We start from the raw sequence: 23,058 nt of genomic DNA, 5'->3' as shown, positions 1-23,058 counted from the left end.
AAGTTTTGATTCGAATTTCCGAGGGTGATTGTTATCAACATTTCCATCGAAGTAATAGACCATACAGAAGAAGAGGAGATCCGCATCAGGTGTCACCAAGTAGACGAAGAAATACATGAGCTCGTGAATAAACTAAAAACCGAAACGCTCATTATACTTGGTTATCATGAGGATCAGATCAGCCGCATCAAAATGAGTGATATTTATTATTTTGAAGCTGTTGACGGAAAAGTGTTTGCATACTGTAAGAACAACGTTCATGAAGTCAAACAAAAGCTATATGAACTGGAGGAACTTTGCAAAGAGAAATATTGTTTTCGCGCTTCCAAATCCACCATTCTAAATATAGCTAAAATTTCCAGTATTCATCCGTCCATCAGCGGACGATTTCAAGCCTTATTGGATAACGGGGAGAAGGTTGTCATATCACGACAGTATGTACCCATGCTTAAACACATACTTGGATTATAAAAGGGGGACCTATATGAAATATTCCGAGCTCATTAAAGGAATGATCAGAGATTTCTTAATTATATTCGCCTCCATCATTATAATCATCACTATTTTGCGGCAAATCTTTGCTCCTGATGCAAATTTCGAATTAAAGACGATTTTTATAATTATGGTTTTCTCTTTTTTGGGTGCCTTGACTGGAATCATTTTATATACGCCGCATGCCATTGGCGAGAATAAAATGCGCCTTCGAGTCATTTTTCATTTCTTGTTTCTGGAAGCTCTATTAATTTCTCTTGCTGTCCTATTGAATCTCGTATACAGTACATTCGATATACTATTATTGGCTTTGGAAATTGCCGCAGTATACGTGATCGTTCGCCTACTGACGTATAAGAATGACAAAAAGGAAGCTCAAAAGATCAATGAAAGACTAAAAACATTTAAAAACGAGATTTAGAGGATATACAAAAATCGCTCCCCAATAAAGTCGTATTCGCAGCGCGTAAGTACACAGCTTTACGTTGTTTTTTTACAACTTATTGGCTCTCAGCGACAGCTTATCGTTTATGCGTATACACCTGCTCTGCCATTTCTTATGATGAACTCATAAAAAGCTGGAGGAGGAGCAGAGAAGTCTTATGGAGATGTTAATCCTTGTTGTTACGTTGGTCTTCGAACTGGCCATTGCCGTTTATTCCATGGTAACGAAGCAAAGCCATCACAAGATAAAGAGTTGGACGAGAATCGCAATGTTTATCGGATTCATCATGCTGAGCTTGGGGAACGTTGTCGTATGGGAGTTCACTTGGGGGCTTTTTACAGGCTTGCTCTTTCTGCTAGCGTTCAAGGAAATGGTTGTGCTCCTGCGCAAACAAACACATCCCCCGCGTTACAAAACGTTCTCTACGGTATGGAAATTTCTTTTGTTAGCACTGACCGTCGTCGTTACCCTTGTTCCTGTTTTACTTTTTCCACAGCATAGGCTGCCGCAAGTGACAGGTCCGTATGCAGTGGCGACCGCCACTTACAGCTATGTGGATAAGAATCGTATCGAAGAATTTTCGGATCAGGGAGAGCATCGAGCTGTTAACGTGGAATTTTGGTATCCTGAACAGGCAGACGGAACGTATCCTTTGCTTGTATTCTCCCATGGAGCATTCGGTATTAAAACCAGCAACACGTCTACCTTTACAGAGCTTGCGAGCCACGGTTACGTCGTCGTTTCGATCGACCATCCCTATCATTCATTTTATACGGTTTCCGAGGATGGGAAGGTCGTGACCATTAATCCCGAGTACATGCAAGAATTCAACAATGCAAATAAAGGGGTTTATTCGCTTGGGGAGTATTTCGAGCTTACTCAAAAATGGATGAAATTACGAACGGATGATATGGATTTTGTCATAGATACGATCCTGGAACAAGCCGAGCAAAAAAAAGACTCTCTATATGAATGCATCGATATACAGAAAATAGGCGTGTTCGGTCATTCTATGGGGGGAGCGGCAAGCGTAGCACTGAGCAGGGAGCGCGATGATATTGACGCCGTAGTAAATATAGATGGTCCGTTCTATAGCGAGCTTGTATACGATAAAGTTACGAACGAATTAACTGCAAAATCCGAAGCTTTCACCATCCCGCTTCTTAACGTTTATTCGGATGATGTGTGGATACAGCTCGACAGCAGTCCTCCGTATATTTCGAATCGCATTTCGAATCCATATTTTAAAGATGCATACAACGTTCATTTTAAAGGCGCAAAACATTTGAGTTTAACCGATCTACCTTTATTCTCGCCTATATTGGCAAACCTGTTGCATGAAGGCAGAAAAGCAAATATCGATAAATATTACGCGATTGAAACTCAAAATGAACTTATCCTTCGTTTTTTTGACGACGCTCTCAAGGATCAAGGTCAGTTTGCTCCAAAAGCGACGTATTGAGCATCTGTTCCGCATGCAGGAAGAGCAAGAGGTGTACCTAATGAAGCTAACAAAGCTTAACTTAATATTCTCAGTCGCATTCTTAATTATAGTTCTGTCGATTCTAACTTTTTATTTGGTCACCTACATGAAATTGTTCATTGATGGGGCTCAGATTGATTCTGACCCCCAAGCTGCAATTGAAGAATATTTAAACTACGAAACTCATGAATATAAGATCATCAATGTCACTTTAAAAGAAGAAAAGTTTAGAACGCGTACATATACCATGGAGTGCGAATGTGACTTTAAAAATGAAGAGTACAAAGGCGCTCAAAAGTATAATGTTCAATTGATCGATGATCTGGCTTGGATTGTTACTGATATAGAGATGATTAAAAATGAATCGGAATAGAGTAGGAGTGTGTAATATGAATTTAAAAGAAAAGTTAATAGTAATCAAAGAAAATGGTTACCAAGCGCCACCCGAACCATTCCAGTTGGTACAAGAAATGATGGATAACATCGGATCTTTGGATGCCCAGCTGCGGGATGAGTTAATTTACACAACCTTATCCCATTGGATTGCTGGCAACACTCTAACGGCAAACGAACTGGAACAACTTGTACCTGTTGTTTTGGACGAAAAGCATTTGCTATATCAGCTGGGTGAAACCAATACAGACTCCGTCTTCACTCGATCGTTCTCGATGCTGGTTATACCGCTCCTGCTCATTAGGCACAGGCAAACCCCTTTTCTTTCAAAAGAGCAGATCCATCAGATCAAAGAGAAGGTGTTTTACACTATACATAAAGAGCGAGATTATCGCGGTTATGATGAAGAGAAGGGCTGGGCCCACGCCATAGCTCATGCAGCAGATGCTTTGGACGATTTGGCTCAATGTTCCGAATTGGATCAAAACGACCTCATAACCATTCTTAATTTGGTTTACGAAAAGATGACCATAACAGAGCGAGTTTACTCCGATGGAGAAGACGAGAGACTGGTAACGCCCGTAGTTAGTGTTCTCAATCGAAAAATACTTCGTCCAACTTATGTGGAGCAATGGATTCAACGTTTTGGTGATGTGGAGAAAGAACCAGAATTTCTGCCTGCCTTTAAACAAAAGAATAATATAAAGAACTTTTTAAAGAGTTTATACTTTCGAATAAAGTTTCACAACGTAGATACCGATCTCTGTCCAACGATTGAGCATACTTTATACAAAGTAGATAAAGTATATTATTCCTAATGTACAAAATTAAGACTGCAAGTTGATGTTCAACACCCTTATCGGACAGATCCTGTGCATATTAGAATAAAAAGACCTTCTTATGGAGAGTTATCCTCTCCCGTTAAGAAGGTCTTGGCTTAAAAATGAGTCCATATCGTAAAAGTTGAAACTTAATATTTAAACTTGATCGTAAGGTTTTCCAGCTTCTGCGACATATCCGACAAGGTTGCAGCCAGGGTCGTGATTTGCTCCATGGAAGCCAGCTGCTCCTCGGATGAAGCTGCAATATTCTGCGAGTTATCTGCGGCTCGAAGCGCCAAATCCGATACTTGCTCTTGGCCTGCTGTGATTTCCTGGACACTTGCGGTGATTTGTTGCGTAATGCTGGCGAGTTCTTCCGTTTGCTGCGCGATCAGGTTGGTAGAGCCTACGATTTTGTTAAACTGCTCCTCTGTCTCATTAGCAATCTGTATACCTGAGTCGACCTCCAGTTTGACTTGTTCCAATGTTTTAAGCGATTGTTCAATATCTGTCCGCATCTCCTGAATCAATGTGGAAATCTGGCCGGATGACTGGTTAGACTGCTCGGCAAGCTTCCTTACTTCAGCAGCAACTACGGAGAAACCGCGTCCTTCTTCGCCTGCACGGGCAGCTTCAATTGAAGCGTTCAATGCAAGGAGGTTAGTCTGTTTTGCGATATTTGTAATCGCATATACCATCGCATCAATTTGCTGGCTGCGTTCATCCAGCATTCTCATCATGGCATCCGTTTGGTTCACGGAACGGTTAATCAGGTTCATTTGCTTCGCCGTATGCTCGACAGCCGTACCACCGATGTTAGCCAATTCCATCGCATCCACAGAAGAGTCCGCAATCGTTGAAGAGCTTTCTGCTATGCGCTGAATACCCACTGAAATTTCCTGGAGCGCATTGGTTGTCCTCTGAAGCATGGTTTGTTGATCCTGTGCACCGGCTGCTGATTCTTGAATCGACATGGTGATGTTTTCGGTGGCCTGGCTTGTGTGCTCTGCTCCAAGAGTCAATTCTTTGGAGGATGAAGCTACCTGCTTGGTGGAGAGATCGACTTGGCGAATAAGATGTCTCATGTTTTGGATCATATGGTTAAAGTCCTTCGAAAGCTCTCCGATCTCATCGCTGGACTTATTTTTAACTTCTTCTACGGTCAGGTCGCCGTCCGCAACCGCTTTAAGCCGCTTCGCGACCTGTAGGATAGGGTTCGTTAAACGGCCCGAGATCATGCTGACGATCACTGTTCCGAGAACGACCGCAACGGCCGCAACAATGAGAACAAGATAAAGGACTTTCGTGGCACCGCTGTTGAACTCGCTTAGATATGCACCCGAACCGATGATCCAACCCCAATGCGGGTCCATTTGAACATAGGACACTTTCGTTTCCACTTCACCTGTCCCGGGGAGAGCCCATTTATACGAGACGAATCCGCCGCCGCTTGTACCTACTTTAACGAGCTCTTTTCCCAAATAGACACCATCTTCTGTGACGACATCCGTCAAATCCTGGCCTTCGTTGGAAGGGTTCATTACTGAACGGGCATCTTTGGTAACCGCCCACGGATATCCCGTTTCTCCTACCGTATATTCGCTTTTGATCGTGCGCTTATTATCGGCATTTTTCTCGCCGAGCAGTTCGACGCGAAGTTTTTCCTGTGCTTGCTCCAATGTTAAATCTCCGCTTTCGACTTGCTCATTAAGAAGGTTAATCATGCCAATAACCATACTCACGTTATTTTCGAGCGCTGCTTTGCCGGATTCATTCATTTCATTTTTCGAAACGGTATAAGAGCTAAACCCGATGACGATTGTCGGCACAATAAGGATGGCCAGGCACAAAGAGACTAGTTTTGCTCTTAAAGATTTTATTTTTAGTAAAGATGCTAACTTTGTTTTCACTGCATTTCCCCCTTGGATATAGCCATTTACAGATTGAATTCTACCTTGTCTACATTGAACCAATGATTTTTACACGAAGTCACTACGTGGTCAGAACCAGCTTCCGATCGCTGTTATCGTGTAAATGTCTAGTTCAACCGATATAATAGTTAAAATTTTAAATGAATCGGTACATTATATATCGTAAAAATATCCCGAAAAATGAAGCATTTTCGTCATTCCATTACGAAGTTCGTTAGCCGATCCACGTGACTGCTTTGTTTAATGAACTTTCAGTTTTTATCGTTAACGTGTACATGTTTTTTTCAGTTTTTATAGAAGGAGAATTAACAAGTCTATGGAAATAAGATAAGGGAGGGCTAGGGCTTTCTACCGGTACCTCAAGCGCTGATTTTGATGTAGAGCCTGACCTAGGTAGGCTTCTTCTCTATTTATTTGTCAACTTTTTTACATAGATTTCATACAACCTACGATTTATATGAATTTAACCATGCTAATCTGTTTCAGGATCAGAAATTGGAGAGGGGTTTTGTAACTTATGTTATGGAAAAAAATGTTGGGTAAAAGCACAATTCGTGTGGCTGCCACTGCACTATTGCTTTCTCAATTATTGGGCGCGGTCGGTCCAGTCTCTGCTGCAAGCAATGACGTCGAAGTACACTTGATCGGAATCAATGACCTGCACGGTCAGTTGGATACGACATCGTTGGTTAATGATAAAAAAGTAGGAACAGCTCCTATTCTGGCTACATATCTAAAAGAAGCTCAAGCCAAATATGAACATTCCCTGCTCTTCCATAATGGAGACTCTGTGGGCGCATCCGCTCCTGTCTCGTCTCTGGATCGGGATGAGCCTACGATGGAATGGATGAATATGATGGGCTTTGATGTAGGTTCTTTGGGCAATCATGAATTCGACCAAGGCATCGCTGCATTAAAAGCACAAATCTTCGGCGGCCTTGATCCCAAAGAAGGCAAGGTCACTCATGCCGGCGCAAAATTTGATTATGTAAACGCAAACGTCATTGAAACCTCCACGGGCAAACCATTGATTAAGCCCTATGTGATTAAAGAAGTGGGCGGAGTCAAAATCGGATTTATCGGATTAGTGACGAAAGCTACACCTGCTAAAGTATCTCCATCCGGTACAGCAGGCGTGCGTTTCTTAAGCGCAGAAGAAGAAGTGGAAGCCGTTAATAAATATGCAAAAGAATTGCAAGATCAAGGCGTAGAAACGATCATCGTCCTGGCGCATGATCCAGCATCAACCAAAGAAGGCGTAACCACTGGCGAAGCGGCCGATTTAGCAAAGGCTTTACCCGCAGATTCCCCTGTTGACGTGATCGTTGCAGGCGACAATCATGCTTTGGCAAACGGTGAAGTGAATGGAAAATTGATCGTTCAAGCTTATTCATATGGTACGGCATTTGAAGACATCAAGTTGATGATTGACCCTGCGACCGGGGATGTCACCGAAAAATCAGCTACAGTGACAACGACGTTCCAAGAGGGTGTAAAGGAAGACCCTGAATCTTTGGCAATCATTAAAAAATCATTGGACAAGCATCCTGAGCTTACGAAGCCGGTAGGCACAACGGATGGTTCGGTCACTCGCACCGATGCCTATAATAACGAAGCACCTCTGGGCAACCTTATTGCAGATGCCATGCGTCAAGCAGACTTTGGCGATAACGCAAGCGATGCTGACTTTGCATTCATGAATCCAGGCGGTATTCGTGCCGATCTGCCAGAAGGCGATGTAACCTTTGCGGATCTTGCCAAAATCCAACCTTTCGGCAATACTCTGGTGAAATTAGAGCTGACGGGTGAACAAATTCAAACCTTGCTGGAGCAGCAATGGGGTACGAATGCGGACGGCACACCAAACACCAAAACATTACAAATTTCCGGCCTGAAATATACGGCAGATTTCAATAAGCCAGTAGCAGAACGGGTGACGAGTCTTAGCCTTGAAGATGGCACACCTATTGATCCTGCAAAAACATATACGGCTGTCGTTAACAACTTTATGGCAGCAGGCGGAGATAACTATAAAGTGCTGGTGGATGCCAAGTCATCCTTGGCAGGTCCGATCGATCTGGATGTGTTCTACCAATACATTGTAGATACGTATAAAGGTGGCGCGATTCAAGCTAAAACGGAAGGACGGATCACGAACGTCGCTGCATCTACGGAACAACCGGAAACTCCTGTAACAACAGAAGTCATTTCCCGTGCTGAATTCGTAAGTGCGCTGGTAGACATGTTGAAACTGAACGAAGTAACTGCAGCGCCTGCATTCAAGGATGTGGCTGCCGATGCTGCATATGCTGATGCGATCGCTGAAGCCGCTCATGCCGGATTCATTCAAGGGTACGGCGGTAACTTCAGCCCGGATCGTGATATTACTCGTGAAGAAGCGGCTACGATTCTTGCTAAACTGCTGGACAATCAAGATGCCGATAAAAATGCGGCTGCGATCATCGCAGGTTTCGAAGATGGGAAAACCGTTTCCAAATATGCCGTTGAAGCCATGGCAGCATTGATTGACCAAGGTATTTTTGGCGCCGCAGAGAAAAACCTGCTTCAACCTAAGCAAACGTTGTCTGCTGACGAGGCAAAAGCTTTAATTCAAAAAGCGGTTGCAGCAAAAGCTTCATAATGTAGAACGTATTCAAACCTTATAGTAAGACAGGAAAACACATCCTTTTGGGTAAATAAGCTTCCTCCTAGTGATAAACCTCATGTGAGTCCTTCAATTCATGAAAGGGTTTATCCATATAAACCGCAATAATCGATCACACTAGCCACTGCGAGTGCAGGACCATCTTCCGATCGCTGTTATCCCCAGATTTTTTGAATCCCCTTTTCTAAGGGGAAAATCCGGTGATAAGCCTATGCTTCCGATGCAGCTTTCTTTCAGAAAGCTTTTAAGCGAACGCTTCGCTTCTTCAGATTGGTTCTGCCTCTCCGTTAACGTGTGGATGTTTTTTGCGGTTAATCTAGGAGAATGCGATGTCCTCATTTAGGATGTGTTTTTTCATGTTTACATTCATTCCGAATTATTACGTAGGATACGAAACGTTCGATCAGGTCCAGGCCCACAGGAACCGGTCGCGGTCCCAGGCAATTCTGCCGCCGTGGAGCTTGCGGAAAGCCTTTTTCACCTCTTTGGATAACGATGCATTTCCATTCTCATTGATGAATACGAATTGTTCACCGAAATGGGTCTTTGCATATTCGATCGCATCGCTCTGGGTCAGCGTCCCCGTGAACCTGATTTCCTTGACCATCCATTCCGCGACTTCCTGTGCGGTTGCTTCCATGAAATCATGCTCCTTCCTGCTCGTTGATTGCTCCATTATATCATGACCCGCAGCGAGCACTTGAAGAGAATCAGGCGGCACAATCGCCCATTGCCTCAACAACCGTCAACGCCTGCCGTCGAACCGTTGGATGGCTTCCTTGGTCACCGGCGCGAAGAGGTTAACAAGGTTGCCGTCGGGATCGCGAAACAGCATGGCACGGTTCCCCCACGGCATCGTGGTCGGTTCCTTTACCCACTCGCTCACAAGCGGCTTCAAACGCTCGTATTCGGCATCGACATCATGGACGCGGAACTCGATGATGACCGTGTGATTGTCGGCCGCCACTGCGGAACCCGCACCGAACAGCTGCACCGTCTGGGAGTGGCCGATGGCCAAGGTGCACGACGGCATCACGAATTCGGCAAAGACGGGCGCGGGGCGTTCCGCCGAAACACCCAAGATTTTCTCATAGAACTCGACGAGACGATCTACGTCGTCGGTAATGATGCGTACAGAAGCAAAATTCATGATATACCATCCTTCCCATAATAGGTAATACAATACCTTGAACATATTATTTTGGGCCAAAGATACTTCGCATTGATTTCCTATGCCCTTACGATCCAATGATACAAAAGCGCTGCTGACAACAGTATGTCAGTAGCGTTTTATATAAACTGTAGGGAAAGAGTGATGGGCTTTAGCTGACGGAAAACGATGGCTCCAAACACAGAAGCAGCCTAACAACAGCGCGGCGTTCCGAGAGTGGAATGATTCATCCCTTTACTTAAACGAGGATGGAGGCGTATAATCCGTAAAGACATCGGAGTGAGAAGAGGGAAGTAGATTATGAATAACGGTTTGGTCAATGCGATTATCGCGTATATCATGTGGGGGGTTCTCCCGCTTTATTGGAAGTTGTTTAACGATGTGCCGGCAGGCGAAATTCTGTCCCATCGGGTTGTCTGGTCGTTCGTCTTCATGGGTATTCTCGTCGCCGTCCAGCGCCGCTGGGGTGACATGAAACGGATAGCGGCCAGCCGTTCGCTCCTGCTGTCGCTCGCCGCCAGCGGGCTGCTGATCGCTGCGAATTGGCTCATCTTCATCTGGGCGGTCAACAACGACCACGTCGTTGAGACAAGCCTTGGCTATTATTTGAACCCGCTGCTGAACGTGCTGCTGGCAGTTGTCTTCCTTCGTGAGAAGCCGAACCGCGGCCAATGGCTCGCGATTGCCATCGCTAGCGCCGCGGTGCTCATCATCGCCGTCGACTACGGGCGGTTCCCGTGGATCTCGATCTCCCTGGCCGCAACGTTTGGCTTGTACGGCCTCGCGAAGAAAAAGATCGGACAAGACGCTTCGGTAGGCTTGCTGTCAGAGACGGCTGTAGTCCTGCCTGTCGCGCTCGGCTACTGGATCTATTTGGCTGCCGTAGGAAAAACGACGGCATGGACGCTGCCTGCGTCCACGTTCGTCGAGCTGCTTCTTTCCGGCGTGGTCACCGCGCTGCCGCTGCTCTTCTTTGCGCGGGCGGCCGCCCGGATGGCGCTGTCCACGCTCGGCTTCGTCCAATACATCGGGCCGACGATCATGCTGTTGCTGAGCGTATTCGTGTTCAAGGAATCGGTCTCGCCGGTTCTTCTCATCGGCTTTGCGCTCATCTGGACAGCGCTTGTCGTATATGCTGCCGCATCCGTTCGCGGTGCGAAACTCGCAAAGGTCAACTGACTACAAAGGCATGGCCCTGTACCGTCAAAACAGCCATTTCCGTCCACTGGGGAGGAGATGGCTGTTTTCCGTTTGGACTTATAAGCGGTCTTCAGAGCGTGCTGTCCTTGGCGTAATTCACTCCTAAATGATGAGCCCGATCAAGCAGCATTTCATAATGTTCCGGCTTGGAATCCAAAGTCTCATATAAAAATTCAACCTTGGAATGGGGCACACCGCAATAATCTGCAATGCCTACATTAAGCAGATGCGTGATCGATTCATCGTAGTTGCGCTTTTGCATCTGTTCTTTCGAAACGCCCGCAAGCCCAATCCACAGCATATGCTGATGATGAAGCTTGTTCGAACCGTAGGCAAACCCGTTGTTCAATACACGATCAACATACCCTTTCAACATGGCCGGCAGATGCCACCACCAGATGGGAAAAATAAAAGCCACGGCATCATGCCTCTTCAACCGTTGGATCTCCGTTTCGATCTCAGGGGAGAAGAGCTGATGCTCCAGAGACCAGTCAGGTTCATCGACGCCTTGAAGAACAGGGTCAAAGCCAATTTCGTGCAAATCCAATATTTCATAATCGTGGCCAGCCTCGGCAAGACCTTGCACGAAACGATCGGCAACCTGGAAGGTCAAGGAATCTTTTCTCGGGTGCGAAACGATAACCAATACGTTCATACTTGTATTTCACAACCTTTCTCCATCGCTGACTTGTAGCCATGCTCCATGGCTGATGCTATTATAAACGAGGAATGAAATATTCTGGAAGAACGCACTTTCAAGTTCTATAGGAAGAATGAAGTGCCATAGGAACATGAAAGTGCCCTATATAAATGCCATGGAAATGGGCTCGGGTCTTGGACTGAAGATAAGAATGGAGGTAATGGTTGCAGCCTGAATACAGCCTGATCACGGAGGGATAAAAGATGACTGAGCATCGCAAAACGAGCGCTCCCAAGAAATATAAAGTAGGCGTAGAGGCGGCCTTGGAGGTGATGGGCGGAAAATGGAAGCCGTTGATCATCTATCACTTGATGACAGGACGGAAACGCACGTCGGAGCTCAGGCGGTTGATCCCGGACATTACGCAGAAAATGCTGACGACTCAACTAAGAGGCCTGGAAAAGGATGAGATTGTGAAACGGAAGGTGTATTCCGAGGTTCCCCCTAAAGTGGAGTATGAGTTAACGGACTATGGCTGGGGATTAAAGCCTGCCCTTGATTTTTTGTGTTATTGGGGAGAGGATCATCTGGACAAAGTTTATGGCGACAAATCCAAGGTTTTGGAGGACTTTTCGGGCTGTAACGAGTAAATGGGATGATTCCAGATCACTCCTGAGCTAAATCAGCTGATTGACAGGAGGGATGAGTATGAAGTGGCAAGAGGTTCAACGGATTTTTCCGAATCAATTTGTGAAGTTTGAATCATTCTGAAGAGACGGAGGATCAAGAAGTTATAGATGAGGTCGCTGTAATCGGACCTGTACGCGACGAAGAGGCAACCCGAGAATTATTAAATAGCCGGGATAAAACCTTGGTCTATCATACTTCCAAGGGACAAGTTATCGTTAAGGTGCGGAAGAACGTGGGTTTAAGGAGAGATTTATAAATGAAGGTGACGAACTGTTAAGCCTTATGCATCGAACGAGGCACTATAACATAACGGATGTAGGTGATTCATCTGACCATTGCTGCAATTATCATAGAGCCAAAAGATCAGGATCATTTTTATGTCCCGGTGTCAACGGAAGCTTTTTTCCAAAGATGCTGGGTGCCTGGAATCATCGCATTGGAATTGGATTTGATTTCTCGATTTGCTGATCCTGGCATAGATATCAATATTCATGATCTTCCCAAATTAACGGGTGAATTCCATGTGTTAAGGGAATGGGGTCGGAGAAACTTGGATGAAAATGATTCTGCTCATTTAATAAATCGAATTAATTTCCTTCTAGAGAAGATCGGAGAAGCATTTAGTGATGAGAAAATCATCATCTATATTGGATAACTGTAGTATGAAGATTGGAGGACAGTATGAGTTCATCCTTATTTTCAATCAGAGGCACTCGATTATTTGTTGAACAGTACAATGAACCATGTGAAGAAGTGCTCCTTTATTTGCATGGGGGACCCGGGGCAAGCTGTGTGGATTTTTGTTATTTTCAAGCTGAAGCTTTATCTGACTCGTTAAGAGTGATTGCGATCGACCAAAGAGGCGTGTTACGCTCTGACCCCATCCAAGCGAATGAACATTTTGGATTAAACGATATTATTGAAGATCTCGAGGAACTACGAAAACAAATGGGAATACGCAGGTGGAGTGTATTAGGGCATTCGTTCGGTGGATACTTGGCGGTTAAATATGCATTAAGTTATCCAGAATCGATCCATAAAGTGATTTTTGAAACGCCTTGCTTTGATGTGAAAAGGGCAACCAGATCCATCATTTCGAAAGCCAAAGAACATTTTATTCATGTTCAGAATCAACCTGGTCTTGAAGCGTCGAATGAGTATCTCCATGGAAATTACAAGCCAAATGAATTATGGAATGCTTTAGGGGATGTTTTTCAATTATTAGGCGAGGATAAGAATCTTTTATATTTTCGGCAATTAACTACCCATCAATATGATGAAATCATGCAAAGCCAGGCATCCTCAAATGATATGTGGAGTAAGAATCAAGTACATAGTCAAAAGCTGCAAGAAGAAGGATTGTTTTTTGAAAATCTGCTGCCCAAGCTATCCGGGTTAACACAACCCACCCTATTATTAGCAGGGGCCTATGATCCTGTTTGTTGTGATGAGCAGCAACGGGTTTATTTGGAGAAGGTGCAGGACGGTAGGCTCGTCATGTTTGATCGAAGTGCTCATTTTCCGAGGCTTGAGGAGCCAGAGAAATACACGAAAGAGGTATTGAACTTTATTTTTTCTTAGAAAAAAGGACCTCAGTGATTTATGCATTTAAGAACTGAACGAAAACAGGTGGTTTAAAAACCATGTTTCTGCAGGTAAATATCCAAATACATATAAAATCCAAAGAGGTGATTCAGATGCTCGGCTTGCCCAAAGGTCAGGTGTTTCTTGTTCCATGGACTGAACAATGGGAAGTTGAATTCACTGAGGAAGCGATGAAGATTCGTAATGAACTGAAGGGCGATATTCAATCGATTCATCACATCGGAAGCACTGCCATCAAAGGACTACGTGCCAAGCCGATCATTGACATTGCCATTGAAGTAGAGTCTTTTGAAAAAGGAGAGCGTTGCATCCCTGGGCTGGAGAGGGTGGGTTACTCCTATAAAGGCACCAATATATTACCGGATCGGCACTATTTCAGTAAAGGCGAACCTAGAACTCACCAAATTCATATGTACCCGTCCGGGAGTGAATATCTACATAAGCAGTTGTTGTTCAGGGACTATTTAATATCCAATGTCGAAGCAAGAACAGCATATCAAAAGCTTAAAGAGGCATTGGCAAAGGCAAATTCGACCGATAAGTTGGCGTATGCAGATGCGAAGACGGAGTTTATCAATCGTGTTGTATCGGAAGCTGAATCCATTGATACTATATAAACCGCAAAAAACATACACACGTTAACGGAGAGGCAGAACCAATCTGGAGAAGCGAAGCGTTCGCGTTTATCACCGGAGTTTTCCCTTTGAAAAAGGGAGTTCATAAAATCTGGGGATAACAGCGATCGGAAGATGGTACTGCACTCGCAGTGGCCTTGTGTGGTTGATTAATGCGGTTTCTATAGTTTCCTCTGAATCCATTGATAAGACTTAACCCTTAGGTGTGGCGATTTTGGTCATAGTAAGGTGTGTTCGCTTTCTTCAACGTAACTGGAAGCATAAGTTTGTGTCACAGATCGAGACTGGCGGACAGGAAACTTATTTATGCACAAAAAGTTGCGATACGAAGCCATGACATCACTATACTTCTATGAAGAGGAGGGGTTAGATGGATTGGCTTATGAGAATGAATCGGGCATTGGACCATATCGAAATGAATTTAACCGGAGAAATCGAATTAAGCGAAGTGGCTCGTTGTGCGTGCTGTTCGTCACATCAGTTCCAGAAGATGTTCTCGTTTATTACTAACGTATCGCTTGCGGAATATATAAGGCGAAGACGGCTTACTCTGGCGGCCATTGAATTGCAGAATAGCGATATAAAAGTTGTTGAGGTTGCCATAAAGTATGGCTATGAATCACCGGTTTCATTTGCAAGGGCTTTTCAAGCGCTGCATGGTGTTAATCCGGCAATGGCCCGTCAAGAAGGGACTGCTCTCAAAGCCTATCCTCGACTATCCTTCTTCATTTCCATTAAAGGAGAAGAGGCCATGAACTATCGGATCGAGACGAAAGAATCCTTTCAAGTATTCGGGATCGAAAAAATGTTTCCATTAAACGGCGTAGACACCCCGGCAGAATTATGGAAGCAAAGCCATGCGAACGGCGAGGTTGAAAGGCTTGCGGCCAATGCAGGCGACCTCCCCGCCTTTTTAAATCAGAACTATCATAAGGTACATGCCGTTTGCAGCTACAAAAAAACCGATGAGGATACTTTTCCGTACATGTTGTGCGCATTTAAAGGTAATTCAAGTAAAACGGATGGGTACACAAGCATAACCATACCAGCTCAAACGTGGGCGATATTTTCTTCGGATCCGTTCACATGGGACCAATTTGATGAAACGATTGAGACATTGTATAAACGATTTTTCTCCGAATGGCTGCCTACTGCTGGATACGAACAGGTCGATGGAATGGAATTTGAAATTACAGGAGGTAAAGATGGGCTTCATTTCGTTGAGCTATGGTTTGCAGTAAGGAAAATATCCGAGCATAGACCATTTTAATATTCTACAAGAGGTAGAAAAAGATATGTATTACGTTGAAATCCTGACAACGATGTTGTCAGGATTATTAGTTTAGAATAGCAGCAGATACCCACACATCACTGACCGAGAGGAGGAATGCCTATGAGAGGCGCAGCCGACCTTGCGGCGGGCATCGGGGTCTGCCTGCTGTTAATCGTCCTCCTTGTTCCGCTTACAATATACGTGTACTTAAAGAGGCAACTTCAGTAGGAGTGTAAACGATGTCATTGCATAAAACATGCGAACTACCTCGACTTCCGTTTCTAGAGGTGAGTGAGGAAAATTCATGAATGAGATCAGGCAGACTAAAGGGACCAGGGAGAAAGCGGGCTGCGCGGCTTGTTCCCTGGTTCATGCCTGCATGGGACCGAAAGCAGCCGAAATGGAATCGGCTGCTTTTGTTCAATTAACGAAGCAGGTTAGTCTAACAGTTCCCAATAATACTTATTTGAATGTTTCTTAAGTTATTGGCAGTTATCTGGATAAGGTGAGCAAACTGAGCCTCAGATTAATACAAGGCATGAACTGTTTAAAGAGATCCCTCGGTTCGATGCCTTGTCTTTTTTGTTTTTATCTATTTCTCTAAGATAGTTGTTGATTGTTAGGGGAAATCCAACGTAAAAGGTTCTTGATCGGTCCTATTTTGATAACTTGTTGGATTATGAGGTAACCTACAACACACCCTATCGTGTTAGCTATAAGGTCATTGATGTCAATACTTCTTGAACTGCCTAGAATTAATTTAAGGATCAGCTGCATAAACTCAATGCCGAATGATACGGTCAGTCCTATTCGTATTGCTTGTTTTAAGGAAAAGATGCCGCGAGGCGCAAGCCATACGAAAACACCCAATGGCATAAATAGAATGATATTTAATATAAAACTTGTCATATCAATTGTTAAAATGGGGATAAAATTAATTGAACTGTACCAAGGAGCTTGATTACGGTGAATGCCGAAGGTTAGCTCTATAGGTAAAAATACAAAATAAATGACACCCAACGCATAGCAAAAAAATAAAACTTCAAGTAATGTTATCTTATTTTTTTTATGAGTGATCACTCTAAAAATGATATATAGCAGTGCTAATGGGATTAACACGGCTATTGGTGGAATAGTGTATAACAAATCCATTAAACTCTCTCCTTTGTTGTATCAGCTGATTTGTAACCAGTTTACAAGGAGAACATTTAGAAAGCTTAAATTGAAAATAAAGAATTCTAAAGTTTTTATTTTTAGGGTGAGCTGAAGCAGTGGAAAATGCCGGGCATGTCGTATATAAGTTATATGGTATGTTTATAAAATGGTTATTTGCGTACAATAATATATTCATAAATTGAAGTACGGGGTGGAGTGGATTGGATGGAAACGAAATACAAGAGAATGCGTTTGGAACTGGCGAGATTTGTTAGTCTCAACGCAGTATTTGCGTTAATAATTTGTTTTTTACTTATGGCTGTTATCTTGATTGTAAGAGCTATTTCAGAGGGATTATATAACTTCATAATGAGTTTAATTTATGAACTTAACGGATTGCTGCCCAAGGTGTTTTCTATTATGTTCCTTGTTTTTTTCTTTACCTTCATATTCAATCTATTCATAGTGTCTCGGCGGTCTTTTCGTTACTATGCGGAGTTATCCCAAACCCTTCAATCCATGGTAGAAGGAAATCGAAACTTAAAATTGCCTGTTAGCGAACAGGATTCGGTTTTTGGAGGTCTGGCACAGAACATCAATAAACTCGTTGAGCAGCTAGAGCTTTCCCTTCAGCAGGAAAGAGCAGCAGAAGAATCTAAGAATGAGCTTATTACTTCGGTATCCCATGATCTACGTACGCCTCTAACATCAATTCTTGGTTATCTCTATATTATTGAACAAGATCGTTACCAAGATGAAGTGGAGATGCGATACTATACGTCTATAATCTATGAGAAAAGCAAAAATTTAGATCGTCTTGTTAATGAACTTTTTGAGTATGTTCGTACTAAAAGTCCAAAACTTTCGCTTCATAAAGAACAGGTAAATTTGACCAGAATGCTTCAACAGCTTGCTGCACAGTTTATTCCTGAGTTTAAAGCAAGGCATATGGAGTATCGCTTATTCTTACCAGATAGTGAAGTTTGGCTACATGCAGATGCTGAGAAATTAGTACGAGTTTACGAAAATCTTATAAATAACGCTCTACAATACGGTGCGGATGGAAAATGGATTGACATACAGCTTCAGGAGGATACAAGTGGGATCCGTATCGAAGTAAGAAATTATGGGAAACCAATTCCTCCGTATGCAATTCCTTATGTTTTCGAGCGGTTTTATCGAGCGGATCAAGCACGTACCGAGGCAGGTTCAGGGCTTGGTCTAGCTATTGCAAAAAATATTGTTGAACTTCATCAAGGGGAAATTTGGGTGGAAAGTGATGTGAGCGGGACAGCTTTCTTTACGTTGTTTTTGATAAAGGAGAATAAGGATGAATGCTAATATATTGGTGGTAGACGATGATCTTGAAATTGTAAGACTTGTGGCGCTTGCACTTCGACAAGAGGGTTATACTGTATTGACTGCATCTAATGGACGGGAAGCTTTGCAATTCATTGAGGAACAGGAAATAAATCTGATGATTGTAGATGTGATGATGCCCGAGATGGACGGACTCACCTTCTCTAAGGAAGTAAGGAAGAGGAGTGAGGATATTCCGATTCTCATGCTCAGCGCCAAGTCAGAGGATATGGATAGAATAGAAGGTTTATTGATCGGTGCGGATGATTACATGACCAAGCCGTTTCATCTACTGGAGTTAGTAATTAGAGTAAAAGGATTATTGAGACGGGCTTACCCAGCAAATAAAAGTACGTATGAAGATCCTTCCGTTTTGAAGTACGGACCACTCACCATTGATCATAGACGTTACGAAGTAAGGTACAATGAAGAAAAAATCGTTCTCACCGCAAAAGAGTTTGATATTCTATATTTACTTGCAAGTCATCCGGGTCAGGTATTTGCTGCCGAAGACATTTTTCAAAAGGTATGGAAGGAAAAGTCTTATGAGGGCAATAATACGGTGATGGTGCACATCAGTAATCTAAGAGAGAAAGTAGACAAGATATTAGGCTATAAGCTCATTCAAACCGTATGGGGTGTGGGGTATAAGATTGAAGCTTAACTTAGATGAAATCCGTGTACTGAAATGATTAATCAACCTGAATTAAGGTGATGTTAAGAATGGATTTAACAGGTGTTTAACCGGTTGCTTTAATATAAGAATCAGTGAATTTACTTATAGGGGGATACTATTCGTTATACCATTTTTTACATCCGTTACTTGGGAGAGTATAACGAATTTTGGCTGGTTTTAGCTGTGTCTGTACTTGTTGCGATAAGAACAGGATTGAATCAACTGAAAAGGGGATAGATTTAAAATGCTCACTGATAAAAATAGCAAAGACGAAATTGATGATAAAATTAATAATGCTGAAAAAGTAATAACAATCGGCGAAATCTTTTATTGGATTGCAAGGTCAGTAGGCAACATACTAAAATAAAATGGGTATTGTGCTGATGTTTTGAAATAACGATGACTCGGCAGCCGGCCCCAAAAGATCGGCTGCTTTAGTTTAACCAACGGGTGGGCTTTAAAGCGCTCCGTTTTGGAAGATGTCTTCAAATCGCGGCGACGATGCTCTCTTTTGTTAAGCTTCCTGTTCCATAGGAGAAGAGCCAAGATTGATCAATACAACGCCTGCAATAACGAGCGCAATACCAAGAACCGTTATTAAACCCACCTTTTCCTTCCAGATCAGAATCCCGATGATCACCGTAGCCAGCGTTCCTACCCCCGACCATATCGCGTAAGCGATGCCTAGGGAAATGTGTTGCAAACTCAAGGAAAGCATATAGAAAGCCAGCCCAAAACAGATGACCACCGCAATACTTGGATATAATTTCGTAAATCCGTTCGATAATTTCAGCATCGATGTACCCAGCAGTTCGCCAACAATAGCCACAAGCAAAAAAAGGTACGGCTTCATTCCGATCCATTCCCCTCATTTAAAATCCCCTGCATCAAGAACTCGACCATTTGCGCCAATACCTTATCCAGGGACAATCCGATTTTGTTCGCGACATGTATGTCCATAAGCTGGTTTAAAGCCCCGATGTAAGTCTGAATGAATAGCTCGACATGAAATGGCCGGAGGCTTCCTGCCGCGACTCCTTCCCGGATCAAGATCCGAATGTTATCCCATCCATGGTTTAAGTATGTATCCACCTCATGCCACAATTGCGGATAGCGTTGTTTTAATTCATGAAGAACACGAACGTCTTTAATTACGAATCCTTGAGGCAAAATGACTAATGCCCTTCTCAGTTTCTCTACGTCAGTCAACGAAGCATCGTTCATCACTTCCTGCTCGGCTTCCCGCATATCCGCAATGGATTGATCGATCAGATAGCTTATCATTTGCTCCTTTGATTCATAGAATTGGTAGATCGTCTTCGTGCTCATCCCGAGACTGGCAGCGATATCCCGAAGCGAAAACTTCAGCCCCCGCTTCATGATTTCTTCTCTTACAGCTTCCATGATTCTCTGCTTCATAAAAGGCTCACATCCAATCCTAGCTTATTTTCCGAATTAATCGAGGCAGGAAGAACAGTGGGTAAATCATTAAGAACAAATTCGGTATCCACCATGACACATCAAAATCATGCCGCAGTCCCCAGAACGCGATGGCTTGCAAGCCAGAACAAAACGTGAGCGTTAACGATATGATCCCCAAGGAAATTCCAAATTGCCGCCGCTTCTGATAAACATAAATGCTCGTTAACCCGGTAAAAGAGATCAACAAGTCCAGCGGAATAAACGATAAATTCCATGCCACCATCATTTCATTATCGTAATCCTTGTAGAGAAACTCCTTCGGCAGCAGCTGAAGAAATACGATAAGCCAGTACACGACGAATCCCAGATCGGTGACCAGCATGGCTGTCTTCAATGTTTTTCCCAATGATTTGAGCTCCTTTCTTTATACATTAGCGCGGAAAACAAAAATATCATTTCGTTTTCCTTGTTTTCCATTATACAATACTAGTTCCATCTGTACAATGCAAGTACCATCTATTCAATGGTCCAGGCCAGATTGATTCTAGCCCCCAAGCTTCAAATAGTAGTATAAAATGACATAAAGCAGTTTACTGTCGGCAGTTGCTCCATTTTACATAAAGGTAACGGGCAGAAGAGTTGGAACTACTGAAGAAAACAGGGTGTTTATCATGAAACATGGGGGAGTAAAAGATGCCAAATCGTACGTGTTTAGGCTGTCAACTTGCAAATCATTGAAACAAATACGGTTTATGAGAACGATCACGTGATTTGCATTCTGGATATTGCAACGAATGCCGAGGGGCGTTTAAACGAAACCAGAGAGAAATTAATGAAATTAATAAACCAGCAGTAATTATGCTAGATTTGAGTATATTGGGTAGGTGATGATTCCTTTGAAAGTTTTTGTGAAAAAAGGATTAGACAATGAAATTGCCAATCATAATTTCTATGCTGCCTATGATGGGTTTAAACAGTTAGGCTTTGAAATATGCTATTTTCAAGATATCCGTACGTTATCTGGGCACCAGAAGGAAGATATTGTTATTAGTTACGTCGAGGATGTCAGAAGCATGCTTCGCAGACATGACATCGTCGCGCCAGAGATCGATTATCCTGAAGAGTTAACCGCATTTTTGGGGAGAAAGGTGTGGAAATCCAGGTTAAGTGTCATTGCAAATCACCCGGAGAACTGGAATGTGTTTATCAAACCGGTAGAGGACAAGAAGTTTACGGGTATTGTGGTAAGAAGCACAAAGGATCTGGTTGGCTGCGGGACTTATGGTGAAGATCCTGAAATTTGGTGTTCCGATGTGGTGAAGTTTGTAGCCGAGTGGAGATGCTTTGTAAGATACGGGGACATTTTGGATGTCCGCAGGTATCGTGGGGATTGGCGAGTACATTTTGATGCCCGGATCGTTCAAGGGATCGTTGATCAATTCCAATCAGCGCCAAAAGGATATGCGGTAGACATTGGGTTAACGGATCAAGGAGAAACTCTCTTGATTGAAGTTAATGATGGATATGCACTGGGGCATTACGGCATGTCTTCTCTTGATTATGCCAAGTTGTTATCAGCAAGGTGGGCAGAGTTAACCAATACTACGGATGAGTGCAATTTCTAGGGAGGTCGCACGGATGAATGCTGGAATGCTTTTTAGAGTTGGTTTGGTGTTTGATACACCGGAGTATGGAACGATTGTTGGAGGGGCCAATGCGGACTTGGATGACATGACTCCCGCAGAGATCAAAGAGATGATCGGGGAACGGATTATGATCCAAAAACCAGACATGGAAGAGCAAATTTTCGAAGTGGTTTCTTTTCAAATCAGTTATTCCATTATTGGAAAAAAGAATATCGGCATCTGTTTAGGCAAGGGAATCACAGCGGAATCGATACCTGCAGGTTCGATCGTTTATTGCCATTCTTCCTAGGTTGAACCATTGCCCGAATAACCCAAATCCTGCTATAATTCCAGTATATCTACTGTATTGGGGGTTATACCGTGGCAATATTGGCAGTGCCGGATTGCTCGTTCACTAGAAAGGCCTTACGCAAAGCCTGAATAGGGGCGGACTTTGTGTAGGGCGCGACGAGAAGAGAATCGATCGCCCTGAATAAACCATAACGTTTCATCCCGCAGGCTTTGCACCTTATTTGCTTTTCCAATAAAAATAAGGGGCTGAAAGCCATGCAAACACCATTTATCCAAAACCATCAATTGAATGTCATTCAAAAACAAGCTGATTTCCTGTTGAAAACACTGCGCACAGTCGCGGATCGAAAAGTGCTGCAAACCGTCCGTCATACGGTCGTCACGAACGCGATTGCGGCTTTCGACGAGCTGACTGACGAACAAAGGCAGCTGTTGGAGCAATTGTCCTCTTACGAGGCAGCGCATGAACTGCAGGAATATCTGGACCGGCTGGAAACACACCTGATTCCATTTCCGCAAGTGACGGCGAAGCAAATCCAGAAGCTGTTTCCGAAGGCGAAGAAGCTCAAGCTGCCGAACCTGGAAACGGTGGATTACGCGCATACGACGTATTTGAGATGGACCGACATCGCGACCAACCGCTTGTTCATCGTATATCCGCATGAAGGCAAGTTCCTCGGCATCGAGGGGCGGATCACGGCCGCGAACAAGAAAGGGTACTGCATGTTCTGCAATCGCCATCAGGAGCTGGGATTCTTCAATGTGAAGACGAAGGGGAATTCGCCGGACAACTTTTCTTCCATCGGCCAGTATGTGTGTTTGGACGATACAGCTTGCAACCATAGCATTACCGACACCGCCATGCTGGAGAAGTTTCTTCTCTCGACGGGAAAATAACGCAAGGAACGAACAGGGTCGCTCTTCGGAGCGGCCTCTTTGCGTATGACTCCATTTCCATCTATGCTAGAATAAGGGATATTCTATACAAACCGCAAAAAACATCCACACGTTAACGGAGAGGCAGAACAGGCCGCATGGCGGGAATGAATACAAAAAGGAGCGTGA

Annotated in this window: 25 protein-coding genes and 1 pseudogene; 18 read left to right on the top strand and 8 right to left on the bottom strand. The window is 43.7% G+C overall.

Going from position 1 to position 23,058, the window contains the following annotated elements; all coding sequences use genetic code 11:
* Positions 1–24: 24 nt before the first annotated feature.
* From RSX24_RS05460 to RSX24_RS05440, 5 genes are all read left to right on the top strand, one after another.
* Positions 25–471 carry a LytTR family DNA-binding domain-containing protein gene (locus RSX24_RS05460; protein ID WP_343259892.1) on the top strand — a complete coding sequence of 149 codons (447 nt, stop codon included), beginning with the start codon at positions 25–27 and terminating at the stop codon, positions 469–471.
* Positions 472–484: 13 nt separating this feature from the next.
* Positions 485–913 carry a DUF3021 family protein gene (locus RSX24_RS05455; RefSeq protein ID WP_343259891.1) on the top strand — a complete coding sequence of 143 codons (429 nt, stop codon included), beginning with the start codon at positions 485–487 and terminating at the stop codon, positions 911–913.
* A gap of 466 nt (positions 914–1,379) precedes the next feature.
* Entirely contained in the window at positions 1,380–2,399 is a 1,020-nt protein-coding gene (locus RSX24_RS05450; protein ID WP_343259890.1) for an alpha/beta hydrolase family protein, read from the top strand.
* Positions 2,400–2,439: 40 nt separating this feature from the next.
* Positions 2,440–2,793 (top strand): hypothetical protein, encoded by a 354-nt coding sequence (locus tag RSX24_RS05445; protein WP_343259889.1) that lies wholly within the window; start codon positions 2,440–2,442, stop codon positions 2,791–2,793.
* A gap of 16 nt (positions 2,794–2,809) precedes the next feature.
* Positions 2,810–3,631 carry a DUF2785 domain-containing protein gene (locus RSX24_RS05440; protein WP_343259888.1) on the top strand — a complete coding sequence of 274 codons (822 nt, stop codon included), beginning with the start codon at positions 2,810–2,812 and terminating at the stop codon, positions 3,629–3,631.
* Positions 3,632–3,783: 152 nt separating this feature from the next.
* Here RSX24_RS05440 and RSX24_RS05435 read toward each other — a convergent pair whose 3' ends face one another.
* Positions 3,784–5,544: a methyl-accepting chemotaxis protein gene (locus tag RSX24_RS05435; protein WP_343259887.1), complete on the bottom strand. Its 1,761-nt coding sequence runs from the start codon at positions 5,542–5,544 to the stop codon at positions 3,784–3,786.
* 538 nt (positions 5,545–6,082) lie between these two features.
* On the opposite strand from RSX24_RS05435, the gene RSX24_RS05430 reads away from it, so the two are divergent.
* Complete coding sequence (locus tag RSX24_RS05430) at positions 6,083–8,206, top strand: bifunctional metallophosphatase/5'-nucleotidase (RefSeq protein WP_343259886.1); 2,124 nt, start codon at positions 6,083–6,085, stop codon at positions 8,204–8,206.
* Between the two features lie 427 nt (positions 8,207–8,633).
* Here the strand turns inward: RSX24_RS05430 and RSX24_RS05425 are convergent, their stop codons facing one another.
* Both RSX24_RS05425 and RSX24_RS05420 read right to left on the bottom strand, forming a co-directional pair.
* On the bottom strand, positions 8,634–8,870 hold the full coding sequence (locus RSX24_RS05425) for a DUF6953 family protein (RefSeq protein ID WP_339276878.1): 237 nt from the start codon (positions 8,868–8,870) through the stop codon (positions 8,634–8,636).
* A 105-nt stretch (positions 8,871–8,975) separates the two neighbouring features.
* On the bottom strand, positions 8,976–9,380 hold the full coding sequence (locus RSX24_RS05420) for a VOC family protein (RefSeq protein WP_343260066.1): 405 nt from the start codon (positions 9,378–9,380) through the stop codon (positions 8,976–8,978).
* 321 nt (positions 9,381–9,701) lie between these two features.
* Here RSX24_RS05420 and rarD point away from each other — a divergent pair, with 321 nt between their 5' ends.
* Positions 9,702–10,580 carry an EamA family transporter RarD gene (gene rarD / locus RSX24_RS05415; RefSeq protein ID WP_236416267.1) on the top strand — a complete coding sequence of 293 codons (879 nt, stop codon included), beginning with the start codon at positions 9,702–9,704 and terminating at the stop codon, positions 10,578–10,580.
* Positions 10,581–10,671: 91 nt separating this feature from the next.
* Here the strand turns inward: rarD and RSX24_RS05410 are convergent, their stop codons facing one another.
* Positions 10,672–11,256, bottom strand: coding sequence for an NAD(P)H oxidoreductase (locus RSX24_RS05410; protein WP_343259885.1), 585 nt, complete (start codon positions 11,254–11,256; stop codon positions 10,672–10,674).
* 248 nt (positions 11,257–11,504) lie between these two features.
* Here RSX24_RS05410 and RSX24_RS05405 point away from each other — a divergent pair, with 248 nt between their 5' ends.
* From RSX24_RS05405 to RSX24_RS05380, 6 genes and pseudogenes are all read left to right on the top strand, one after another.
* The gene (locus RSX24_RS05405; RefSeq protein WP_343259884.1) at positions 11,505–11,891 is read left to right on the top strand and encodes a winged helix-turn-helix transcriptional regulator; all 387 of its coding nucleotides are present in this window, start codon (positions 11,505–11,507) and stop codon (positions 11,889–11,891) included.
* A gap of 58 nt (positions 11,892–11,949) precedes the next feature.
* Positions 11,950–12,187, top strand: a pseudogene (locus tag RSX24_RS05400) (hypothetical protein).
* Between the two features lie 63 nt (positions 12,188–12,250).
* Positions 12,251–12,586 carry a hypothetical protein gene (locus tag RSX24_RS05395; protein ID WP_343259883.1) on the top strand — a complete coding sequence of 112 codons (336 nt, stop codon included), beginning with the start codon at positions 12,251–12,253 and terminating at the stop codon, positions 12,584–12,586.
* Positions 12,587–12,612: 26 nt separating this feature from the next.
* Positions 12,613–13,512, top strand: coding sequence for an alpha/beta fold hydrolase (locus tag RSX24_RS05390; RefSeq protein WP_343259882.1), 900 nt, complete (start codon positions 12,613–12,615; stop codon positions 13,510–13,512).
* 116 nt (positions 13,513–13,628) lie between these two features.
* Positions 13,629–14,153 carry a GrpB family protein gene (locus RSX24_RS05385; RefSeq protein WP_343260065.1) on the top strand — a complete coding sequence of 175 codons (525 nt, stop codon included), beginning with the start codon at positions 13,629–13,631 and terminating at the stop codon, positions 14,151–14,153.
* Between the two features lie 388 nt (positions 14,154–14,541).
* Positions 14,542–15,441, top strand: a complete 900-nt coding sequence (locus RSX24_RS05380; RefSeq protein WP_343259881.1) for an AraC family transcriptional regulator — start codon at positions 14,542–14,544, stop codon at positions 15,439–15,441.
* A 603-nt stretch (positions 15,442–16,044) separates the two neighbouring features.
* Here the strand turns inward: RSX24_RS05380 and RSX24_RS05375 are convergent.
* Positions 16,045–16,596, bottom strand: a complete 552-nt coding sequence (locus RSX24_RS05375) for a VanZ family protein (RefSeq protein WP_343259880.1) — start codon at positions 16,594–16,596, stop codon at positions 16,045–16,047.
* A gap of 228 nt (positions 16,597–16,824) precedes the next feature.
* Between RSX24_RS05375 and RSX24_RS05370 the strand changes: the two genes are divergently transcribed.
* Positions 16,825–17,940, top strand: a complete 1,116-nt coding sequence (locus RSX24_RS05370) for a sensor histidine kinase (protein WP_343259879.1) — start codon at positions 16,825–16,827, stop codon at positions 17,938–17,940.
* Positions 17,930–18,622 (top strand): response regulator transcription factor, encoded by a 693-nt coding sequence (locus RSX24_RS05365; RefSeq protein ID WP_236416244.1) that lies wholly within the window; start codon positions 17,930–17,932, stop codon positions 18,620–18,622. The genes RSX24_RS05370 and RSX24_RS05365 overlap by 11 nt, the downstream gene beginning before the upstream one ends.
* Before the next feature lie 526 nt (positions 18,623–19,148).
* Here RSX24_RS05365 and RSX24_RS05360 read toward each other — a convergent pair.
* Genes RSX24_RS05360 through RSX24_RS05350 form a run of 3 tightly spaced genes read right to left on the bottom strand, consistent with a single transcriptional unit; the run spans position 19,149 to position 20,462 of the window.
* On the bottom strand, positions 19,149–19,487 hold the full coding sequence (locus RSX24_RS05360) for a DMT family transporter (protein ID WP_236416241.1): 339 nt from the start codon (positions 19,485–19,487) through the stop codon (positions 19,149–19,151).
* A complete protein-coding gene (locus RSX24_RS05355) occupies positions 19,484–20,053 on the bottom strand; it encodes a TetR/AcrR family transcriptional regulator (RefSeq protein WP_343259878.1) in 570 nt (189 codons plus the stop codon). Before RSX24_RS05355 ends, RSX24_RS05360 begins: the two co-directional genes overlap by 4 nt.
* A gap of 19 nt (positions 20,054–20,072) precedes the next feature.
* Positions 20,073–20,462, bottom strand: coding sequence for a DUF5360 family protein (locus tag RSX24_RS05350; RefSeq protein ID WP_236416236.1), 390 nt, complete (start codon positions 20,460–20,462; stop codon positions 20,073–20,075).
* A gap of 490 nt (positions 20,463–20,952) precedes the next feature.
* Between RSX24_RS05350 and RSX24_RS05345 the strand changes: the two genes are divergently transcribed.
* The 3 genes from RSX24_RS05345 to RSX24_RS05335 all read left to right on the top strand — a co-directional run bounded on the left by RSX24_RS05345 (position 20,953) and on the right by RSX24_RS05335 (position 22,890).
* A complete protein-coding gene (locus RSX24_RS05345) occupies positions 20,953–21,681 on the top strand; it encodes an ATP-grasp domain-containing protein (RefSeq protein ID WP_343259877.1) in 729 nt (242 codons plus the stop codon).
* Positions 21,682–21,694: 13 nt separating this feature from the next.
* On the top strand, positions 21,695–21,991 hold the full coding sequence (locus RSX24_RS05340) for a hypothetical protein (RefSeq protein WP_343259876.1): 297 nt from the start codon (positions 21,695–21,697) through the stop codon (positions 21,989–21,991).
* Between the two features lie 257 nt (positions 21,992–22,248).
* Positions 22,249–22,890: a FusB/FusC family EF-G-binding protein gene (locus tag RSX24_RS05335; protein WP_236416228.1), complete on the top strand. Its 642-nt coding sequence runs from the start codon at positions 22,249–22,251 to the stop codon at positions 22,888–22,890.
* Positions 22,891–23,058 lie beyond the last annotated feature (168 nt).

Source organism: Paenibacillus hubeiensis (assembly GCF_032334105.1).
In the GTDB taxonomy this organism is placed as follows: Bacteria; Bacillota; Bacilli; order Paenibacillales; family Paenibacillaceae; genus Paenibacillus; species Paenibacillus hubeiensis.
The sequence above is the reverse complement of the archived record's forward strand: the minus strand, read 5'-3'. Positions and strand labels throughout refer to the sequence as shown.

What these genes read in the sequence shown, in the direction of transcription:
- RSX24_RS05455 (WP_343259891.1), top strand. Translation starts at nt 485, where the DNA reads ATGAAATATTCCGAGCTCATTAAAGGAATGATCAGAGATTTCTTAATT.
- RSX24_RS05445 (WP_343259889.1), top strand. Translation starts at nt 2,440, where the DNA reads ATGAAGCTAACAAAGCTTAACTTAATATTCTCAGTCGCATTCTTAATT.
- RSX24_RS05440 (WP_343259888.1), top strand. Translation starts at nt 2,810, where the DNA reads ATGAATTTAAAAGAAAAGTTAATAGTAATCAAAGAAAATGGTTACCAA.
- RSX24_RS05430 (WP_343259886.1), top strand. Translation starts at nt 6,083, where the DNA reads ATGTTATGGAAAAAAATGTTGGGTAAAAGCACAATTCGTGTGGCTGCC.
- RSX24_RS05425 (WP_339276878.1), bottom strand. Translation starts at nt 8,870, where the DNA reads ATGGAAGCAACCGCACAGGAAGTCGCGGAATGGATGGTCAAGGAAATC.
- RSX24_RS05420 (WP_343260066.1), bottom strand. Translation starts at nt 9,380, where the DNA reads ATGAATTTTGCTTCTGTACGCATCATTACCGACGACGTAGATCGTCTC.
- rarD (WP_236416267.1), top strand. Translation starts at nt 9,702, where the DNA reads ATGAATAACGGTTTGGTCAATGCGATTATCGCGTATATCATGTGGGGG.
- RSX24_RS05410 (WP_343259885.1), bottom strand. Translation starts at nt 11,256, where the DNA reads ATGAACGTATTGGTTATCGTTTCGCACCCGAGAAAAGATTCCTTGACC.
- RSX24_RS05405 (WP_343259884.1), top strand. Translation starts at nt 11,505, where the DNA reads ATGACTGAGCATCGCAAAACGAGCGCTCCCAAGAAATATAAAGTAGGC.
- RSX24_RS05390 (WP_343259882.1), top strand. Translation starts at nt 12,613, where the DNA reads ATGAGTTCATCCTTATTTTCAATCAGAGGCACTCGATTATTTGTTGAA.
- RSX24_RS05385 (WP_343260065.1), top strand. Translation starts at nt 13,629, where the DNA reads ATGCTCGGCTTGCCCAAAGGTCAGGTGTTTCTTGTTCCATGGACTGAA.
- RSX24_RS05380 (WP_343259881.1), top strand. Translation starts at nt 14,542, where the DNA reads ATGGATTGGCTTATGAGAATGAATCGGGCATTGGACCATATCGAAATG.
- RSX24_RS05375 (WP_343259880.1), bottom strand. Translation starts at nt 16,596, where the DNA reads ATGGATTTGTTATACACTATTCCACCAATAGCCGTGTTAATCCCATTA.
- RSX24_RS05370 (WP_343259879.1), top strand. Translation starts at nt 16,825, where the DNA reads ATGGAAACGAAATACAAGAGAATGCGTTTGGAACTGGCGAGATTTGTT.
- RSX24_RS05365 (WP_236416244.1), top strand. Translation starts at nt 17,930, where the DNA reads ATGAATGCTAATATATTGGTGGTAGACGATGATCTTGAAATTGTAAGA.
- RSX24_RS05360 (WP_236416241.1), bottom strand. Translation starts at nt 19,487, where the DNA reads ATGAAGCCGTACCTTTTTTTGCTTGTGGCTATTGTTGGCGAACTGCTG.
- RSX24_RS05355 (WP_343259878.1), bottom strand. Translation starts at nt 20,053, where the DNA reads ATGAAGCAGAGAATCATGGAAGCTGTAAGAGAAGAAATCATGAAGCGG.
- RSX24_RS05340 (WP_343259876.1), top strand. Translation starts at nt 21,695, where the DNA reads ATGAATGCTGGAATGCTTTTTAGAGTTGGTTTGGTGTTTGATACACCG.
- RSX24_RS05335 (WP_236416228.1), top strand. Translation starts at nt 22,249, where the DNA reads ATGCAAACACCATTTATCCAAAACCATCAATTGAATGTCATTCAAAAA.